At 43.8% G+C, this 19,672-nt stretch carries 17 protein-coding genes; 8 read left to right on the top strand and 9 right to left on the bottom strand.

Annotation, left to right across the window (positions count from 1 at the left end):
* The first annotated feature begins 55 nt into the window (after positions 1-55).
* The 3 genes from J7529_RS00390 to J7529_RS00380 are packed head-to-tail and all read left to right on the top strand — an operon-like array spanning position 56 to position 867.
* Complete coding sequence (locus J7529_RS00390; protein ID WP_318727352.1) at positions 56-295, top strand: hypothetical protein; 240 nt, start codon at positions 56-58, stop codon at positions 293-295.
* Between the two features lie 12 nt (positions 296-307).
* On the top strand, positions 308-652 hold the full coding sequence (locus J7529_RS00385) for a tRNA-binding protein (protein WP_318727351.1): 345 nt from the start codon (positions 308-310) through the stop codon (positions 650-652).
* A gap of 14 nt (positions 653-666) precedes the next feature.
* Positions 667-867 (top strand): hypothetical protein, encoded by a 201-nt coding sequence (locus J7529_RS00380; protein ID WP_318727350.1) that lies wholly within the window; start codon positions 667-669, stop codon positions 865-867.
* Here J7529_RS00380 and rseP read toward each other — a convergent pair.
* Together rseP and serS are read right to left on the bottom strand one after the other, a co-directional pair.
* Entirely contained in the window at positions 859-1,950 is a 1,092-nt protein-coding gene (gene rseP / locus J7529_RS00375; RefSeq protein WP_318727349.1) for an RIP metalloprotease RseP, read from the bottom strand. The genes J7529_RS00380 and rseP overlap by 9 nt on opposite strands.
* Before the next feature lie 59 nt (positions 1,951-2,009).
* Positions 2,010-3,290, bottom strand: coding sequence for a serine--tRNA ligase (gene serS, locus J7529_RS00370; RefSeq protein ID WP_318727348.1), 1,281 nt, complete (start codon positions 3,288-3,290; stop codon positions 2,010-2,012).
* Positions 3,291-3,453: 163 nt separating this feature from the next.
* Here serS and J7529_RS00365 point away from each other — a divergent pair, with 163 nt between their 5' ends.
* Complete coding sequence (locus tag J7529_RS00365; RefSeq protein WP_318727347.1) at positions 3,454-4,203, top strand: hypothetical protein; 750 nt, start codon at positions 3,454-3,456, stop codon at positions 4,201-4,203.
* A gap of 81 nt (positions 4,204-4,284) precedes the next feature.
* Entirely contained in the window at positions 4,285-4,737 is a 453-nt protein-coding gene (locus tag J7529_RS00360; protein WP_271937482.1) for a Crp/Fnr family transcriptional regulator, read from the top strand.
* Between the two features lie 188 nt (positions 4,738-4,925).
* Here the strand turns inward: J7529_RS00360 and J7529_RS00355 are convergent, their stop codons facing one another.
* A complete protein-coding gene (locus tag J7529_RS00355) occupies positions 4,926-5,483 on the bottom strand; it encodes a hypothetical protein (RefSeq protein ID WP_318699172.1) in 558 nt (185 codons plus the stop codon).
* 354 nt (positions 5,484-5,837) lie between these two features.
* Between J7529_RS00355 and J7529_RS00350 the strand changes: the two genes are divergently transcribed.
* A complete protein-coding gene (locus J7529_RS00350) occupies positions 5,838-9,218 on the top strand; it encodes an AAA domain-containing protein (protein WP_318727346.1) in 3,381 nt (1,126 codons plus the stop codon).
* Complete coding sequence (locus J7529_RS00345) at positions 9,215-10,762, top strand: phospholipase D-like domain-containing protein (protein ID WP_318727345.1); 1,548 nt, start codon at positions 9,215-9,217, stop codon at positions 10,760-10,762. Before J7529_RS00350 ends, J7529_RS00345 begins: the two co-directional genes overlap by 4 nt.
* A 506-nt stretch (positions 10,763-11,268) precedes the next feature.
* Here J7529_RS00345 and J7529_RS24575 read toward each other — a convergent pair.
* The 4 genes from J7529_RS24575 to J7529_RS00330 all read right to left on the bottom strand — a co-directional run bounded on the left by J7529_RS24575 (position 11,269) and on the right by J7529_RS00330 (position 16,809).
* Complete coding sequence (locus tag J7529_RS24575; protein WP_413038783.1) at positions 11,269-11,382, bottom strand: element excision factor XisI family protein; 114 nt, start codon at positions 11,380-11,382, stop codon at positions 11,269-11,271.
* A gap of 7 nt (positions 11,383-11,389) precedes the next feature.
* The gene (recQ, locus tag J7529_RS00340; RefSeq protein ID WP_318727344.1) at positions 11,390-13,552 is read right to left on the bottom strand and encodes a DNA helicase RecQ; all 2,163 of its coding nucleotides are present in this window, start codon (positions 13,550-13,552) and stop codon (positions 11,390-11,392) included.
* A gap of 107 nt (positions 13,553-13,659) precedes the next feature.
* Entirely contained in the window at positions 13,660-15,294 is a 1,635-nt protein-coding gene (locus J7529_RS00335; RefSeq protein ID WP_318727343.1) for a tetratricopeptide repeat protein, read from the bottom strand.
* Positions 15,295-15,336: 42 nt separating this feature from the next.
* Entirely contained in the window at positions 15,337-16,809 is a 1,473-nt protein-coding gene (locus tag J7529_RS00330; protein WP_318727342.1) for a WD40 repeat domain-containing protein, read from the bottom strand.
* Between the two features lie 233 nt (positions 16,810-17,042).
* Here J7529_RS00330 and J7529_RS00325 point away from each other — a divergent pair, with 233 nt between their 5' ends.
* Positions 17,043-17,807: a pentapeptide repeat-containing protein gene (locus tag J7529_RS00325; RefSeq protein ID WP_271937495.1), complete on the top strand. Its 765-nt coding sequence runs from the start codon at positions 17,043-17,045 to the stop codon at positions 17,805-17,807.
* A gap of 65 nt (positions 17,808-17,872) precedes the next feature.
* Here the strand turns inward: J7529_RS00325 and J7529_RS00320 are convergent, their stop codons facing one another.
* Complete coding sequence (locus J7529_RS00320; protein ID WP_318727341.1) at positions 17,873-18,523, bottom strand: nucleotidyl transferase AbiEii/AbiGii toxin family protein; 651 nt, start codon at positions 18,521-18,523, stop codon at positions 17,873-17,875.
* A 23-nt stretch (positions 18,524-18,546) separates the two neighbouring features.
* Complete coding sequence (locus J7529_RS00315) at positions 18,547-19,491, bottom strand: ABC transporter ATP-binding protein (RefSeq protein WP_318727340.1); 945 nt, start codon at positions 19,489-19,491, stop codon at positions 18,547-18,549.
* Positions 19,492-19,672 lie beyond the last annotated feature (181 nt).

The raw sequence follows: 19,672 nt of genomic DNA, 5'->3' as shown, positions 1-19,672 counted from the left end.
AGATCCTGTAACAAGGGTGTCTCACATAGTAGCATTTGAGACACATGCTGGAGTCATGATTAATACTTTATGGTCATCTATTGCAAAACTATGCAGTATCGAAAAAGATAGCCTGTCCTATTTTCAAACCCATGTAGGTGGAGATGATCCAGCCGAAGAATACCATGTGCAAATGACAAGAAGAATGATCGAAGAAACTATTTTGGAACATGATGCTCATAGACTAGTTGATTACTTCAAGGATGCCTATGCTTTGAATTTTAACTGGTGTGAACAAATCAAAAAACTTGGGTGAGGCACATAAATAATGAATACTTCACAATGCATTTCTTTTGAAGATTTCATGAAGATTGACCTCCGTGTAGGCACTATCAAATCAGCTAAGTGGAACGAAAAGGCTAAGAAACCCGCCTACATTCTTGAGATAGACTTTGGTTTATTAGGCGTTAAGAAAAGTTCAGCTCAAATCAGTGAGACTTACACAACGGAGGAACTAATAAATTCTCAGGTTATTGCTGTTCTGAACTTCCCTCCCAAAAGAGTAGCCGGTGTGAAGTCGGAAGTTCTTGTTCTTGCAGTTGTTGAAGAGAATGGTCGAGCCATATTGCTACGTCCGACTCAGGAAGTTGAGAATGGGTTAAAGGTTGCTTAAAACACTTTAAAACAGTGAGATCAGTTATTGATACGGGATATACGGGTGATTTGATGATGATGGGCGATCGCCCATCATCATCAAGGTCATCTGACGGTTACCAGTCAACTCGGTCAAGGCAGTCTATTCACTATTACACTACCCTCTGTGTAGCGTTGAAGAGTAGGGGCGATAAATTTATCGCCCCTACTCTCCTTGAGTTGATATTACTCTAAAAGTTGTTGAATAAACTCCAATTGGGTGGTATCGCGAATAATCAAGAAAATTCCCAAACCTAATAACAACATAATCCCGGTTTGCATGACATTTTCTTGGACTTTAGTGGGCAGGGGTTTACCGCGCAAACCTTCAACTAGGAGAAACGCCAATTGACCCCCATCGAGGGCAGGTAGGGGCAAGATATTTAAGATGGCCAAATTCACACTAATAATGGCAGCAAAAAAGAGTAAACTGCCGGAATCCGATCGCGCTAACTTAGCCCCTTCCTCCACAATTCTCACCGGCCCACCCACTTGACCCGCCATAGAGCTAAAATTGGTGATCAGTTGACCGAAGCCTTGAACCGTCCGCACCACAATATCTTCAAACTGCTCTGCGGCTAAACCCAAAACTTCAAACGGGCTTTGAGGCGATCGATAGGTGGGCGTACCATTGGGAAATAACTGTACCCCAATCCGTCCTTTTCCATCCGGCCCGGGTTGAGGAGTGACTCGCAACGGAATTATTTTATTCTCCCGTTCAACGGTCAAGTTTAACGGTTGGTTGGGAGCCAATTGAATGGTTTCTTGCACTACACCAATCGCACGTTCTGAAGCCTCTAATGGTTGTCCATCGATACTCACAATAATATCTCCGACACGAATACCAGCTTGGGCGGCAGGAGTATCACTGGAGAGGACTTGAGGAACTAAGACTCCGGGTTGATAATTAATGCCATCAGGAACCCCTTGAAACCCAAACTGAAGTACCAAAACCAGATAGGCAAAAATCAAATTGGCAATTACCCCGGCACTAATGACGATCGCCCGGTCTAATAAGGGACGATTATTGAGTAAATCGGGGTCATCTGGGGGAATGGTACTATCGGGGTCTTCATCTGGAAATCCGACAAACCCCCCTAGGGGGATGGCTCGAATCGCATATTCTGTTTCTGGCCCCTGATATTTCCATAAGATGGGGCCAAAGCCTAAAGAAAACCGGTTGGCATGAATCCCCTGTAGACGGGCGGCCAAAAAATGGCCCAATTCATGCACAATAATCAAAACTACAAGAACTGCGATCGCTGCCAAATAACCCATAGGAGTTGATAAACTTGAACACTGAACAACACTATTTTCTTATTGTAGGCGGTAATTCCCTACAAAACTTCCCGTCCTAAATAGGGTTGCAGGACTTCCGGAACCGTCACCGCACCGTTGGGTTGTTGATAATTCTCTAAGATAGCCGCCATCGTGCGCCCGATCGCCAACCCCGATCCATTTAAAGTATGGAGATATTGGGTTCCTTTTTTCTTCGCCTCACGGAACCGAATATTACCGCGTCGTGCCTGAAAATCACCACAGTTGGAACAACTGGAAATTTCCCGATATTTGCCAGATGAGGGCAACCAGACCTCTAAATCATAGGTTTTCACGGCGGAAAAGCCTAAATCTCCGGTACATAAGGCGATCGCCCGATAGGGCAGTTTCAAAGCTTGCAGAACTGACTCTGCCTGCTGTACCAGGGCTTCTAACTCCTCGGCTGAGGTTTCCGGACGCACAAACTTAAACATCTCTACCTTATTAAACTGGTGCAGCCGAATTAAGCCTCGCGTATCCCGTCCATAGCTTCCCGCTTCCCGACGGAAACAGGGGGTAAAGGCACAATGATAGAGGGGTAGCTCATCTGCATTAAGGATTTCATCCCGATAGAGGCTAGTAATAGGGACTTCTGCGGTGGGAGTGAGCCACAGATCGTCTTTTTCACACTTAAAGCTCTCTTCGGCGAATTTTGGTAATTGCCCAGAAGCGGTGAGAGAGTCGCTATTAATCAGGAAGGGGGGCATAATTTCTGTATAACCGGCCTGAATATGGCGATCGAGCATAAACGAAATTAACGCCCGCTCTAAAGCTGCTCCAGCCCCCATTAAGGTCACAAAGCGACTTTGGGCAATCCGCACAGAGCGCTCAAAATTCAAGATGCCCAATTGTTCCCCAATTTCCCAGTGAGGGAGAATATTCGGAGTCTGGGGTAAATATTCATCCCCCCAGCGCCGCACTTCCACATTGTCTTCCTCGCTCTTACCCACTGGGGTAGAATCATCAGGAAGATTGGGTAAGGGCAAGAGTAACTCGGCTACTTGGGCTTTGAGGTCTTTTTCTTGGGGTTCAAGTTGGGCAAGTTCGGCCTTAACTTGGTTTCCTTCCTCCTTCAGCGCCTGAATTTCCGGAGATTGGGGTGAAGTCCCCGATTTGATCTGTTGCCCCACCTGTTTGCCAATCTCGTTACTTTTCGCTTGCAGTTGGCTGCGTTGCGTTTCTAGGTCTCGTTGTTGGCGATCGAGGTTTAAAATAGTCTGGAGGTCATAATCTGGCCCTCGACTGTTCAGTTTGGCTTGAACTTGTTGTGGATTATCTCGGATTTGTTTAATGTCCAGCACCGGTTTGTCCTGTAAATAAAGCTGACCCTACACCGATCAGAATATCATCTGCTCAGTCGAGTGGTAAGTTAGGCGATCGGAGTCTGGAATCGGCGATCGCCTGGTTATCTATAGCTAATCAAGACCGACGAACCAATCTTTTATACTATTACACACACGAACAATGGACATTGAGAACGTGGATTTTGAAATAGAATTACCAGAGGTGGAAAGTGTCCGCGACCTAACCATTCATGAAGAGTTTTTCTGGTTAATCCAGAATGGACAAAAGCGAAAAATTCGGCTACACAACTACTCTGAAATCTATAAAATCAACTTTCTCTACGAATATGTGATGAATCAGTTAGACTACCAATCCCATATCGTCCTTAGTTCTTTACTGGTGAAACAATTTACCCAAGCTGGCGGTAAAATTGAAGATATGGTAGTGCTAGATATGGGAGCAGGAACCGGCCTAGTGGGCCAAACTTTAGCGAACTTAGGGGTGAAATCTATTGTAGGAATTGATCGAATTCCCGAAGCGGCAGAAGCAGCTCAACGTCAGTACCCTGGTATTTATGAAAATTACTATGTGGGAGAGTTTAATCTTTTGCATCAAGGGAGTAGGAATACATTTACGAATCGAGACTTCAACTGCTTAATGTGTTGTTCAGCCATTGCCCCAGGTCACATTGGAGAAGAATTCAGTTTCATCTTTAATCAGATTACTCCCCAGGGATGGGTCGCTTTTAATGTCGCTCAGTATTTCTGGGAAGATGAGAGTGAAGCAGGATTTCACCAGCAAAATTCCTGGGTCAACCATCCCAACATCTTTAAGATAGTTGAGACCCAAACCTACCGACATCGAGGGTATATGGATAACCGTTCCTTAGACTACCTAGCCATTGTTGGTCGCAAGCTCTCTAGTTTTTGAGTCATTTTTTCTGTCACTGTAGATCAGTCGGTCTGTGACGACCGAGATCGATCCTTTCAAAACAACCAAAGGTAAGTTTCTATGCTAGATCTCAATGAACGTTTGGCAATTGTTCGGCAAGTTCCCATTTTCCAGGAAATTGAGAATGAGGAAATTTTGGAACATCTCAATGCTGCTTTACTGGAATTATGGTATCCTGCCGGTCATTTGATTCTTGATGAAGGGCGAAAGGGGGGATTACTGTATATTCTTTTATCGGGGAAAGTTGAAGTCGTTAAGGATCATGCAGTGTTAGCCCAACTGGGTAAGGGCGATTTTTTCGGCGAGATGTCGATTTTCAATGCTGCGCCTCTCTCCGCTTCTGTCCGTGCAGTTGACGAATGTGAGATACTTTTGTTAACTCAGCAGCAGTTGTATGAAGCGATCGAAGTTTCGCCAGGGGTAGCGGTCTATATTATTCGCATTTTGTGTCGGCGGGTGAATCAGATGAATCAAGCGTTATCTGAGTTTCAAGCACAGAAATCTAATCAATAATTAAGTTAAATGGTTAATTGATATCGATTTATTGGCAAAACCCTGCTTCTTCAATAATACCTTTGTCATTTTTCGGTAGGTTGGGTTTCATTCCTCAACCGAACCTACCCATAAAGACGTTTTCGATGTTGGCGAAGGGATACTTCAAGAAGCCGGGTTTCTGAACATCTTATGCCTTACATTATATTTTAAGAACCTGCGAGGATGAAATCCACTTCATCCGTGCCACCGGTTTCACCTTGACCGGAAGTGATTTGCTCGCCATTAACTTCGACTGCCATGGGAGTTTCTTGCAGGTTAATGTTATAGTCTGTTGCATCTGCGGTATACCCTACACTAGCGACCATTTGCCGCCCGGCATCGGTATAGACAAACGCCAACATTTGATTCTTTTCTTTGTCGTTATCGTAAGCCCAAATCACCATATACTGGGTGTCTTGGTAGTCAAAGATTTTCGGGGCACGGGTGGGCACATAGCGCCCAGGAGCACCAAAACTCGCATCTAAAAAGCCTTGTACAGACTCTGGTTCTACACTCACATACTGAATTACTGGGTCGCCAGACGAGTAAGAGGCCATTTGGGCTACGGCTGCTTGTTCTGCGGCTTCTGCGGCTGCATCATCATTGAGGTTTCCTGCTACAGGTTCCTCTTTACCTCGGTTGCGAAAATAATCAACGGCCATTTTTGTGCCAATTCCACCGACGGCGGCGACACCAGCACCAATGAGTAGGTTGCGAAGTTTCATTTTTTCTCCTCATGGTTAGAGAGTATGGGTTTAATCTACCATTACCGATCGCCCATTGGTAAGTTGCTTTTGGATCTCGGTGGGATTCTGAAGAGGGGTAGGATAGATGAGGGTGGCGATCTCCCTAAAATCACCCAGTTCTGCTCTCGCTTAAGTCTGTAACGCCAGGGAAACAGATATTGAACTACCCTCTGCTAGTGGTAATGTTATCACCTATTCACAGGAAAATCTCCCCAGCAATGCAGGGCTGGGCTAAGATCGGAGGAAGACTTAACTTAACCAGTTAAACACGCAAATATGCCTCGCATTATTAACGATCGCTACCTACTACTGCCTAACCCCCGTTCAGGTGGAATGGCAGACGTATATAAGGCCATTGACTCCCAAAAAGAGGGTCAGCAAGTAGCAGTCAAAGTCTTTAAACATGGGCAAATTGAGCGAGGAGTTCAATCAGAATCGTTCAGACGAGAAAAGCAAATTCTTGCAGAACTCAAACACCTTAGCATTATTGAACTTCTTGACTCAGGGCAAGATAAAGAAACCAAAGAACAATTCCTTGTTTTGGAATGGATGGAGAACAATTTAGAAGGACTTCTTAAAGAGTCTCCATTAGAGGGATGGGACTCTTACTGGGAAAGGCTTGCTCGTCCAATACTTACAGCCCTTGCATTTGCACATGAGCGTCAATGCGTTCATCGAGATCTCAAACCCAGCAATATTCTCGTCGGGCAAGATGGCAGAATAAAGTTAGCTGATTTTGGCATCTCGAAACTTAGAAGTTATTTCCAACCGACTGTCACATTACGAGAATTTGTTTCTCGTCCCTTCACACCACCAGAAGAGGATGATGGTTCTTATCAGTATAGCCGTGATATATTTAGTTTTGGGGTGGTTGCACTAAAATGCCTGACAAATATTGACCTTGTTGACTACGCTAGTATTCAAACGGCGATCGCTGATCTTGATGCACCACCTGAGATTATTGAAATTATTGAACGGTCTATTGCAACCGATCCTGCTGAACGGCAACCAAATGCAGAAGTCTTGTTAGCAGAAATAGACGCTATTCAGCAAAAACGATCTCGAAATCAGCAATCTAAGGTTCAATCTTGCTACTTAAAATTAACTTCAAAGTGTTTAAATAGAATGCAAGATATGCTAAGTATTTATTCTGCAAATGAAATCCATAAGATTATTCTTGACGATCTCAATGGTGAAGTAAATTGTGGAATACGACCGTATAAATTCAAAAATAATGATAGTAACCCTGAGGGAGATCACTACGAAGTTTACGGTAGCTCTTATCGATATCATGTAAAGGTAGATGATAGAGAGAAAAACCATCTAGTTATCTTTAATGCTTGGGATACACCTCATTCTCAACTGGAACAGAGACGAGATCTAGCATGGAGTTTGCCATATCAACTTAAGTTTGGCACTCCAACCTATTCATATGAAGCTGTAGAGATTATTCAGGAGCTACAAGATGCAGTTGTTGAGCATGAGTCTAATATCAAAGAGCAGGTTATTGAGAAAGATAAACAGAAGGTATTTCAAGTTTGGTGGGATATTTTGCGAGCCAAGACTGATTGGGAAGAGCAGAGGGAGAAATCTCTTAAATATCTTACCTTCAAAACTGATCGTAATCGAGTGATTTTTCAATTAGCAGAATTGCCTGAAGATGATATTGTTGGGCAGTCCCGTCATGTCAAAAACTCTAAGGGGTTCAGCCTTTTGGGTGGAGATGTTATAGAAGTTATAAGTGATGAATTACACCTATATGTTAGATACGGACAAACCGATCGACTACCTCAACAGGGTGAACTTTCTTTCGATACTCGATTGGCTGAAATTGCGATTAATCGACAGAAAAGTGCTTTAGATGCCATTCGATACGATCGCGCTATTCGTTCTGATTTGCGAAATCTATTAATCAACCCTGATGAAATTAAAGTTCCTACTTTAGAGTCTGAAGTTCAGTTTATCCAAGATTTAAACGCATCACAGCAGGAAGTCGTGAGATCTGCTCTCTCAATGCAAGACTTCTTGTTGGTACAGGGACCACCAGGTACGGGAAAAACAACTTTTATCACGGAAGTTATTCTACAAACACTGCAACAAAATCCTGAAGCACGAATTTTACTTAGCTCTCAGACTCATGTTGCGCTAGATAATGTATTAGAACGGATTCAAGCTAAGAATCCCAACTTGAAACTCATCCGAATTGGCAGTCCAGAAAGAGTTTCAGAAGGTGTTCACTCATTACTTTTAGAGGAGCAAATGGAGAAATGGCGCGAGGATGCACTAGCCAAAAGTCAAGATTTTCTAGCTGCTTGGTCGGTAAATCATGGAATATCTCAAAAACATTTGGAGAAAGCAATCTTATTCCAGGGACTCAAAAATATTGTGCTAGAGATAGAAAATTTGAGGGTGGAACTACAGCGTCGAACGCAAGAAAAAGGAGAAAATCACCCTGATTTAGTAAGTTTGAAAGGAAAACAAAAACGAATAATATTAGCACTACAAGAAGAAGGGTTTAGCCAATTAAACGAAGAAATCGAAGAATTACAGAAAAAGGCAAAATCTTTACGAGATGAACAAAAGCAAAAAGTCAAGCGTCTTCAGGGAATAACTAAACTCAAAGCTAATGAGTTATTAAAATTGACCAGTGTAGATCTAGAGCATCAGAGCAATAATTTGATTGATCCAAATGCACCCAACGCTAAATTACTTCAGCAACTTATAAACCTGCAAACAGAATGGTTCGATCAATTTGGTCGTAATGAACGATTTAACGATCCATTAATTAAGCGATCGCAACTTGTTGCTGGAACTTGTATCGGCATTTCAAGGGCAATTAACGATTCTGAATTCGACCTTTGCATTGTAGATGAGGCTTCCAAAGCAACTGCGACAGAAGTCTTAGTACCAATGTCGCGTTCTAAAAAGTGGCTGTTAGTAGGAGATCCAAAACAACTTCCACCCTTTCAGGATGAAGCCAGCCGAAATACTGGTTTTCTTGAGCAATACGAATTGACTCCAGACAATGTTAAGGAAACTTTGTTCGATCGCCTTTTAAGAATTTTACCGGATGGATGCCAGAAAATGCTGGCTACTCAACATCGAATGGTAGAACCAATTGGTAAACTCATTAGCACCTGTTTCTATGATGGTAAACTAGAAAGTAGCGGCCCTGAAATCGATAAGGTTTTAAGTAGGGTTTTACCAAAACCTGTTACGTGGTTAACGACATCAAAGCTTTCTAACAGTCGCGAGCAAAGTGCTAATTCTAGCTTTAATAATTCCTGTGAAGTGACTGTCATCTTTCAATGGTTAAAGCAACTAAACCAAGCAGGTATGGAAGCCCAGAGGAACTATAAAGTAGCAGTTTTAAGTGGTTATGCGGCACAGTTGAAATTGCTGAAGCGTAGGTTAGATGCAAAACAAACTGGCTTGCAGGCATTAGCAATTGAGTGCAATACCGTTGATGCTTTTCAGGGACGTGAAGCTGATATCCTAATTTATTCTATTACTCGCTCCAACAAAGATGGAAAAATCGGCTTCTTACGCGATGAAGCTAGGTTGAATGTTGCCTTATCCAGAGGGCGAGTTGGTCTTTTAATTGTAGGCGATCATCAGTTTTGTCGATCGTTGAATCATAGTCCTCTACATGACGTTTTGCACTACATCGAACAAAATCCAGAAGACTGCATTTGCGTGGAGACGAGCTTATGAACCGGGAATCAGAGTTTATTTCTATCTCTTCTGAGGATCTACGTCGCTATGATAACCGTCCTGGCTTTGACTTAGTTAGTTGCCAAGAAGTCGGTTTGCCTGTTTATAAAATTACCGTTGATGTTCTCACTCAGATTCGCAAACCTATTCCGCCAATTGAGGAGTTTGTTCTAAGATCGATTGATGCTGGGTTGTCGTCTGAGGAGGAAATCGCAGCATTCTTAGGTTTGGAACTCTCAACAACGAGGGAGGCAATGGTAAATCTTCGACTGAGTGAAGATATAGATTTAATTGCTACTGATGCTTCACAGATTCAAACATGGAAATTAACTAAGAAGGGTGAAAGGACTTTAAAAGAAGCTAAAATCATTGTTCCAGAGGAACGGACTTTTGATATTAATTTTGATGGACTGCTGCGAATCCCGCGTTGGTACGGTCAACTTGAGAAGGCTTTACTAAAGCCAAAAGATTTACGGTATGAAGGAATTTTAGAAATTGAACCTTCACCTAAGAGTCCTCCAGAATTATCTGATTTGAGTATTAAGGATATCGATCAAATCATTCGTGAAATTCTTGGGGATAGCAAAGGACTGAAGTATAAGAATGACAATGGGTTAGATGTATTAGCGTTAAAGGCAATTGAACGTAGGCAAAGATTTTTCCAGCCATCTACTGCCCTTGTGTACAAGGCAAAAGATAGTGATGAAATTCAAGTCACGTTTATTGTTGATGGTCTTCTGTCAAGCAAGCATGAGGCAGCATTCGCTCGTTCAAATGGAGCCAAGAAAATTAGAAGCCAGATTCTTGATGCTTTGCAGGAAAATGAGCCTCTCAAACTTGCAAAAGAGATTTTAGGAAACGACTTTGTAAATAATCATTTGGAGAATTTAGTCGATCTAGATAATGTAGCTGAGGAAGTAGCTTTAGTTACCTCTCAAATAAAATCTACACAGGAGCAGCTAGATCGGATAGATGATGTCAATGAAAAAGATGAATTACGTCAAGAATTGCACGAAAAGGATGAAAGGATAGCAGAACTTAAAGCTCAACTAGATTTTGTTATTTCTTCTTGTCCTATACGTTTGCTAGAAATGTACGATCATCGTCCTCTACTAGAAGAGGCTTTGAAAGACACTCAGGAACGTTTAATGATTATTTCTCCGTGGATTCGGGCTAATTCAGTCAACCGATGGTTTCTTCAGGAGTTTGAGAATCTACTGAAACGAGGAGTCCAAGTTTTTATTGGATATGGTTTGGGAGAGAAAGACGAAAATCGTTATTCACAAGATATTAAGGTTGAAAAAGCTCTACAAAAATTAGCAAAACGATACTCTACATGCTTCACACTTAAACGCTTGGGAGATACCCATGCTAAGATCCTTATCTCAGATACTAATTTTGCGGTTACCACCAGTTTTAATTGGCTATCATTCAAGGGCGAACGAGATCGCACATTTCGTGATGAGCGTGGGACATTAGTTTCTGATTGTCAGAAAATCGATGAGTTATTCGACAATTTGCTCAGACGGTTCACTAATTCATGAAAATAAAAGTGGAGCGATCGCAACCATAGCACTGACTCCCGCGATACTGACTCCCAAAGTTGCTTAACTCCTGAGTAAGAAGATTGCATTGTATCTGGACATTACCGCAGAAAAACTTCTGGGTGTAGAACGAGAACGCTATATACAGCGCTTTGCGCTGGGGAATAGGGAATAGGGAATAGGGTTGTGGTACATAGCTTTGAGGATTCAAACTTGTGTTTCATAACAGCGCAAAGTGCTGTATCTCAACAAGAGATATAGTCAATTCGGTTAACAGTGAGACATAATTGTAGGGGCGAACGGCCGTTCGCCCCTACAGATACCGGCATTGTAAATAAATTGTTGTGTCTCAACCTTAATCGAATTGACTATATCTCTTGTTCTCAAATTGGCAAAATGAGAACGACACGATTGCGATTGACGGTAAACCGTATTTGAATAAATTCCAGTTGCCCACTTTTTCAAGCCGGATTTTCTGAATTAGAGAAGATGATTGATATGGCACTCTATCCTAGGGCAAACCCTGTATCGGGTCGCTTGACGGGAGAGTGAAAGCCCAGAACAATGTCATGATGGGGAATACCGCAATCGAGAAACTGTTTTATCTCAAGCCTCAACACTTCTGCCCTATTCCCTATTCCCTATTCCTTGTTGCCATTTGCCACGCACTAAGCGAATTTCATCATAAGTATAGGACTCTCCTAAGGCTTCTTTAAGCAAGGTTAAAGAGACTGCGCCGCGCTTTTCTAGTACTTTGATAATCTTCTCTTGTCTTTCGGGTTCGACCAAGGTGTCTAAATCTACGGGTTGATTTAATTCAATTAAGTCTGATAAATGCTTAATAATAGTTGTTGTTCGTAATTCTCGGCGATCGGCAATTTCCTTAATACTGAAGCCTTCCTGATGGAGTTCTAGAGTGACTTTTTGAGTTTCTGAAGGTTCATTACTACTGGGAGGAAGAGGCGCAGGTTCTGTAAATTCTACTAATCCCTGTTCCTGACAATATTGGCAAATTTCTCCTAAAAAGCGTTCCCCATATTGCCGTAATTTATAACTGCCGACTCCAGAAACTTGGGATAAGGCAGTGAGGCTTTGAGGACGACGTTGGGCCATTTGCATAAGAGTTGAATCAGCAAAGATCACATAGGGGGGAACACCTTGTTCATCGGCTACTTGTTTGCGGAGTTTTCTGAGGTTTTGGAATAATAACTCGGCTTCTCTGGCTAAAGACGAAACCTTTTGTTCTTGCTTGCGTTGCGGGGGAATGGCAATTAAAACTTCCCGTTGATGACGCATAACTGCCCAGCTTTGGGGATTGAGCTTAAGGATACTGTAACCATCTGTGGTTTGACTGAGTAGACCTTGATTGAGGAGCGATCGCCCCAACAATCGCCATTCATCCTTGCTCCGGTCTTTTCCGATACCATGGGTCGAGAGTTTGTCATGACCATTGCGTAACACTTTCTCACTCATGGAACCCCTGAGTATATCAATAATATAGGTCATGCCAAAGCGCTCTTTACATCGAGCGACACAAGAGAGGAATTTCATCGCCTCAACTGTCCAATCTTGCGTGGGTTTCGGGTTCAAACAATTATCACAACCTTGGCAATTCCCCTCTAAATGTTCGCCAAAATATCGTAAAATAATTGACCGACGACAATCCGTCGCATCGGCATAATCAATCACCTGGCGTAACTGTTGACGGGCGATACGCTGTTCATTTTCATCCGTTTTCTGCTCGATAATCCAGTCAACTCGCTTCACATCCCCATAACTCAAAAACATCAAACACCGGGCAGCTTCGCCATCTCGTCCCGCGCGTCCTGCTTCTTGGTAGTAACTTTCTAAACTGCGAGGAATATCGTAATGCACCACAAATCGCACATCGGGTTTGTTGATTCCCATACCAAAGGCAACAGTAGCGACCATAATTTGCACATCATCCCGAATAAACCGGTTTTGGTTATTTTGACGCACTGAATCTTCTAATCCTGCATGGTAAGGAAGGGCGGAAACTCCGTCCTTTTGCAGACGTTGGGCCAACTCATTCACCTGACGACGGCTGAGACAATAGACAATTCCCGACCCCCCAGACTGAATCATTTGAAACAGTTCAGCGTAACTTTGGCGCGTTTTCGTCCGCACCTCATAGAAAAGATTGGGACGGTTAAAACTGGCTATATGCACATAGGGATGCTGAAGATGGAGTTGTTGGACAATATCTCGACGCACCCGGTCAGTTGCCGTAGCAGTGAGGGCAATAATAGGCACTTGGGGATACCAGCGCCGAAACTGGGCCATTTGCCGATATTCGGGGCGAAAATCATGACCCCATTCGGAGACACAATGGGCTTCATCAACGCTAAATGCGGAGATCCCGACCGTTTCCTGTATGCTATCCAGAAAGGGCTGAAACCATTCGGCCATCAGGCGTTCGGGAGCGATGTAGAGGAGCTTGATTTTACCGTTGAGGATGGCCGTTTGTCGCGATCGCACTTCTTCAGCGCTCAAGGTACTATTAAGAAACGTAGCCCCAATCCCATTATCCTGCAACGCATCCACCTGGTCTTGCATCAAAGCAATGAGGGGAGAAACCACCAACGTTATCCCAGAGTGCAAGAGAGCAGGAAGCTGAAAACAGAGGGATTTTCCCCCTCCTGTGGGCATAATCACTAATACATCCTGGTTTTGCAGCGTCGTTTCAATAATGTCCTTTTGGCCCGGACGAAACTGATCGTAACCAAAATAGTGCTTGAGGGTTTCCTCTAAGGTGGAGACTGGAGCCATAATCAACAGGGTAGAGGCGATCAATCTGATTTTAGCTTAACCAGAGCGAAGGAGGGAGGGTGATCGCCCTTTAGTCATCTGAGCTTTCTTACTCCCTTTACCCTGTATTACTCAGTTTCCCAAACTCCCCAGGCTTCAAGTTGTTCCTTAATTAAGTCCATGGGATAAACAACTCCGGTTTCACTGATGGCTGGAGTAAACAGAGTTTCGTGTTCTGTGCGACTCTCTCCCACATTGCCTAAGATAGCGACGACTTGTCGATCTTGATTGAAAATGGGGCTACCTGCATATCCTTGGGTTAAATTTGCCTCAATTTCAAGGGGTTGAGCATCGGTATCCAAACTTCCACTAACCGTTTGCCAAGGGTCAGCATTGAAGGGATGGCCAATTAATTCTACGTCGCGATCGCCTAATTCGGTACTGATCTCTAAGGGTTGAATCGTTTCCGGAATTCCGGCCACTTCTAAAACGACTAAATTCGTGGCCGCTTCTTCTGGGGTAATATGCATGAGTTTGGCGCTGTAGCGGGGTAGAAGTTCGGCTTCTGAAGGTTGGAAAAATTCTACTTGAATCTGGTCGTTTTCTAAGGAAGAAGCATGGGCTATCGCCTCCCGACTGGCGACTACCAAGGCCCGATCCTCCGTCCGTTGCACGACCCAACCCGTGCCAATATTCACGCCATTAGCAATGGGGGTGATAATCCGAGCAATAGGGGCTAAAGGCGACAAGGTTTCTGGGTTCTCTGAAACCTCATTTTCATCCTCTGAAGCGTTAGAGGTCTCTTCTAGAGCCAATAACCGTTGGGATTCGAGCAGATTGTAGTGGGCCTGCACTCCATTTGGGTCTTGGTTAATGGCGTTTTCATAGGCTGCGATCGCCTCTGGCAATTTCCCCAACTGTTGCCAAGCATAGCCCAAAGCCATATACACGCGATAATCTTCTTGTAGCTTAACGCCGACTTGGTAGACTTCCACCGCTTGCGGCCAATCTTCCTGTTGATAATAAATATCGCCCAAGGCAAAATAGGCAGAGATCTCAAAATCATCAAGTTGTATCGCACTTTTATAGGCTTCGATCGCCTGCTCTTGCTGATTATTTTCTTGCAGAGCATTCCCTAATCCCACATAAGTGGACGGATAGCGCGATCCCAGGTTAATGGCCTCATTATAAATGGCGATCGCCTCTTCCACATTGCCCAATTGCAGCAATACATCGCCCAAATCATTATAAACCGGCACAGAATCCGGCTTCAGTTTTAGGGCAATCCGAAATTGAGCGATCGCCGGCTCTAAATTCCCCAATTCAGTCAACACATTACCCAAATTCCAATACACCCCAGGCAAATTTGGATTTAGCTCAATGGCTTGTTCATATTGAGTTTTAGCCGCTTCCAACTGATCGTCTGAACGTAGGGCGTTCCCCAACCCCACATAGGCAAAAGCATAATTCGGATCGACCTCGATCGCCTTCTCATAAGCCGCGATCGCCTCTTCTAGTTTATTCTGATCTCGCAAGCGATTCCCCAGCCCCAAGTAAGCGGGCGCATTATTCGGGTCTTGTTCAATAACCTGTCGCCAAATCTCCTCAGCCGCTTGAAAATTTCCCGCCTTCCGTGCTTCTTCTGCTTGGCGAAACAACTCCTGTAACTCTTGTCCCCAAGCCAATTGAGGATTTAAAACCATGCCAAAACTTAACAGCATTGCCCAGATTTTTATTAAACTCCGCCCCTTTTGTTGAATCATTATGGTTCTTCCCTCATTTCAATCGGCAACTATTCTCCTCTTTTAAGCCACCACTCGCCAAATTTTCACGGTATGATCGAAACTTCCTGTGGCCATGGTGTCACCGTTGGCACTGATGGCTACCCCAACCACATAATTCAGATGATCGGTAAAGGTTTGCAATAAATTGCCTGTCTGCAAATCCCATAACTTTACTGTACAATCATCACTGGCACTGGCGAGAACCTTGTTATCTGCTGTAATGATCGCCGAAGTTACAGCCGCTGTATGCTCTGAAAGTACTTGTTCCACTTCTCCGGTTTCCAAATTCCATAAGCGAATGGTCTGGTCACTACTTCCACTGGCTAACCGTTGACCATCCGGACTAATGGCAACCGATCGGACGCGATCGCTATGGCCAGTTAACGTATAGAGTAACTCTTTGCGGTCTAAATTCCACAACTTAATCGTTTGATCGTTACTTCCCCCGCTAATTTTATCCCCTTGGCGACTGATAGCAATCGAACGAACTCCTCCGGCATAGCCTGCTAACGTGCTGGTTAACTCTCCCGTTTTCCAATTCCACAGCTTAATCGTCTTATCCTCACTGCCTCCGGCCACAATTTGATTGTCGGGAGTAATGGCTACCGTCCACACTTCTCCAGAATAGCCCGCTAGAGTACTCATCAATTCCCCTGTTTTTAGATTCCAGACCTTAATCGAGCGATCGCTACTGCCACTCGCTAAAATTTCTCCATCCGCAGAAATGGCGATGGATAAGACTGAACCACTATGGCCCATCAGGGTTCTAGCCAGTTCTCCCGTTTCCCCATGCCAGACTTTAATTGTTTGGTCATTACTGCCACTTGCCACCCATTGGCCATCACTAGAAACGGCGATCGCCCGTACTGGCCCGTCATGTTCCCCAGTATACACACAAGAAAAAAGCTGATAACTCTCCAGCTTAAAGGCTTCTAGCGCTTCTCGTGCTTTCACAGATCCACTCCGCTTGAGTAATAAATAAGCTGCTCGCTTAACTGGAATAGATGGATCTTGTAGTGCTCCAATGATTAAATCTAACCCATCTGAGCCAATTTGAGATTGGGCTAATTCCAGTAACTCTTGAGTTTGGCTTAGTTCCTGTTGCAACCGGGTTTGAGTTTGCTGCAACTCCATCAGCGTTTCTCCCCCATCCGTCTGATTGACTAACAACGCCTGGAGTTGGGCTGGACTAATTTCCTCTATTTGAGAATATACTTGAGACAGTTGACTTTGAAGCAGCGATCGCTCTTGGGTGGCTAACTCTAACTGAGACTGTACTTCCCCCAGTTTTGACTGTAACCTCACTCGCGAGGCTAATTCCCTAGCCCTAGCCCAAACCCCTTTAGCCCAGGCTAAACGTAGGCGTTCTCGTTGCAGGAGGACTTGTAGTACTTGGTCGGGAATAGACTCTGGGGTTAAATCCCAACCACAGGTTTTACAGAGTTTCGTGGTTCCTTCAATATACTCTGTACCACAAACAGGACAATTAGTCACAGACCCTCCCTCAGCGATCGGCAACAGGACAAACAGTTAAATCTTACATTCGGGGCCCATAAACCCCACCCTTGAGAAATGAGATTCAAAAACCAACCTCCTCTCATTTAAAATAAAGACCTCTCATCTGGCAAGCCTTTAGGTTCCTATACAACCTGACCTTCTCACAATCCGTAGGAAAGTACACCTGCAAGAAAATCCATCTACTCCTTAGTTCATCTGTCATCCCTGTTATGGCCAATCAAGAACATTTCGCTTTACTTCATGAAGGAATAGACACTTGGAATGCTTGGCGCAAGAGTCATCCTGAAATTGTACCGGATCTCAGGGGAGCAACCTTAAAAGAAGGGAATTTTAATGGCATTAATTGGAGTGGAACCCATTTAGAAGAAGTTAATTTAAGTGGGGCATTTTTGAGTAAAGCTGATTTAAAAGGAGCGATGGTTCGCCATGCATGTCTGAGTGGAATTAATTTAAGTGATTCAGATTTAAGTCATGCTAATTTGAGTGGATCATTACTCAATCAAGCTAATCTCAGACGGGTGAATTTGAGTTATGGGATGTTAAGACGAAGTGATTTAAGTCAATCTTTTTTTACTCAAGCTAATTTATCCCATGCTAATTTGTTTGAGAGTAATTTAATGGGTGCATTCTTGAATCAAGTTGATTTTTCTCATGCTAACTTGGTGGCTGTGGATTTAACTCAAGCGTTCTTAAATCAGGCAAATTTAACCGCAGCCGAGTTATTTCAAGCTGACTTAGAGCGAGCCTTTTTAAGTGAATCTCTGCTGTGTCGAGCTAATCTTTCTAAGGCCAATCTTTACCGCGCTGATTTAAGTGATGCCAATTTACGCGAGGCCGATTTCACCCGTTCCAATGTCCAGGATGTTACCTGGAAAGGTGCGATTCTAACTCATACAGAGTTTAATCACACCAAAGGTATTCCCATACCTTTGCGCTTTGATTTTAAGAATTTAGGGGCTTTGTTTCTAGATTAAGAAAGAGGTAATTCTATAATTACCTCATGAATTCCGATGCTGTCAATGGGAATGGGATTGCTGTGCTAAAACTCATCATCTTCATCTTCTGCCTCAATCTTCATATTCACCATTTCTCGCCACAATGACACCACTGACTCATCAACACCTACTGCCATTAACCCCTCTAAAACATCTCCCAACTCCACCTTCAATTCTGGAAAGGTCAACAACAACAATGCCAAATCTCGCCAGTCTGTCCCCGCCTTGGGCTTACCTCGTCGCTGATGGTAAGAAATAACCTTACTTACCACCAACTCCACGGGAGCCATGACTAATACTTGTTCAATACAACGGTGAGCTGGTAAGACTTCCACCTGCCGAATATCAACCAAATGGCGGTTTCCAGCCTTCTGCACTTGGTATAAGCGATAGCCTTGCCCTTCCTTTACCTTTCGTACCCGAACAGCAATGTAAAAGCGATCGCTCAAATATTTGCGTAATTCCTCTGCCAGTTCTGCTGCTTGTGGAGACAACATATCAATGTCCTGAGTCATCCGAGGCTCACCTACATACGCATTCACTGCCTGCGCTCCAAAAACAACTACATCTTGACGATCTCGTAAAAAATCAAATACTGCACCCTGTAATGTTGCTAATGGAAAAGACTCACGATTCATAAATTCTTGAAAGCTCAAGGCATCTGCACTGAGTACCATAACACTGTGTTTACTCACTATCTTCTCAATGATAAATCCTATTACTCATTACCAGCGCGTAGCGCTCCAATTTTTGATTGGAAAAATTCTTCTAAGGACTGACGCGCTAACTTTAATTCCAGTAATTCGGCATCCATTAACCGTAAACTGGCAATAAAATCATAGGGATTGCCTTGAACTTCACCTGTCCAACAGCCGCGATCGAACGAGAGATGGGGAATCCAGCGCTTAATGACTTCTAACGATCCTCCTTTGCCTCGTGCTTGGTAGGATTGCACGTGACCTAATAATTCATCTAATGAACCACAACAAATTAAGTCACCTTGAGATAAAATGGCGATGCGATCGCACACCTGTTCCACATCCGATAAAATATGGGAGTTAAAGAACAGGGTTTTGCCTTGTTTTTTCAGAGATACAATAATTTCACGAATCTGATAGCGGCCGATGGGATCTAACCCGGACATGGGTTCATCGAGAAAGACGACTTCTGGATCGTTAATTAAGGCTTGGGCAAACCCAATGCGCTGTTTCATTCCCTTGGAATATTGGCGCAGTTGTTTATTTTTTGCCGTTTTAATATCTAATCCAACTTGCTCTAAGAGTTCGGGGATACGGGAGCGAGTAACTGTTGTGGGGATTTGAAATAAACCAGCGGTGAAGTGCAAAAATTCCCAACCCGTGAGATAATCGTAATAGTAGGCGTTTTCAGGCAAATAGCCGATCCGTTGCTTGATGTGGCGATCGCCTAACGGACGACCCAACAGAACGCCCCGTCCAGAACTAGGCTGTACAATTCCCAGTAATGTCTTCAGTAGTGTCGTTTTGCCTGCACCATTGGGGCCGAGTAAACCAAAAGTTTCGCCAGGATACACCTTCAGAGAGCAAGATTTGAGGGATTGAATTTTCTGGTTTAACCAAAACCCCGTCCGGTAAACCTTACTCAAATCCCAGGTTTCAATCACACAAGTGGTTTCTTCAGTCATAGGTCAACTCACGAGGTAATACAGCACTTTCCGATTCGCCGACATGACACGCGCGGCAGAAAGGCAATCGGTAATGGGTAATGGGAAAAGCATCGTTAAACCTTTTCCTAAACGTCCCACTGTTTTGGACTGACTACCTCCCATTACCCCCATTCCTGATCACCCATTACTTTTTCCAGGG

It is taken from the genome of Roseofilum sp. Guam (assembly GCF_017746735.1).
Classification (GTDB): domain Bacteria; phylum Cyanobacteriota; class Cyanobacteriia; order Cyanobacteriales; family Desertifilaceae; genus Roseofilum; species Roseofilum reptotaenium.
This window is presented reverse-complemented; position numbering and strand designations above follow the sequence as displayed.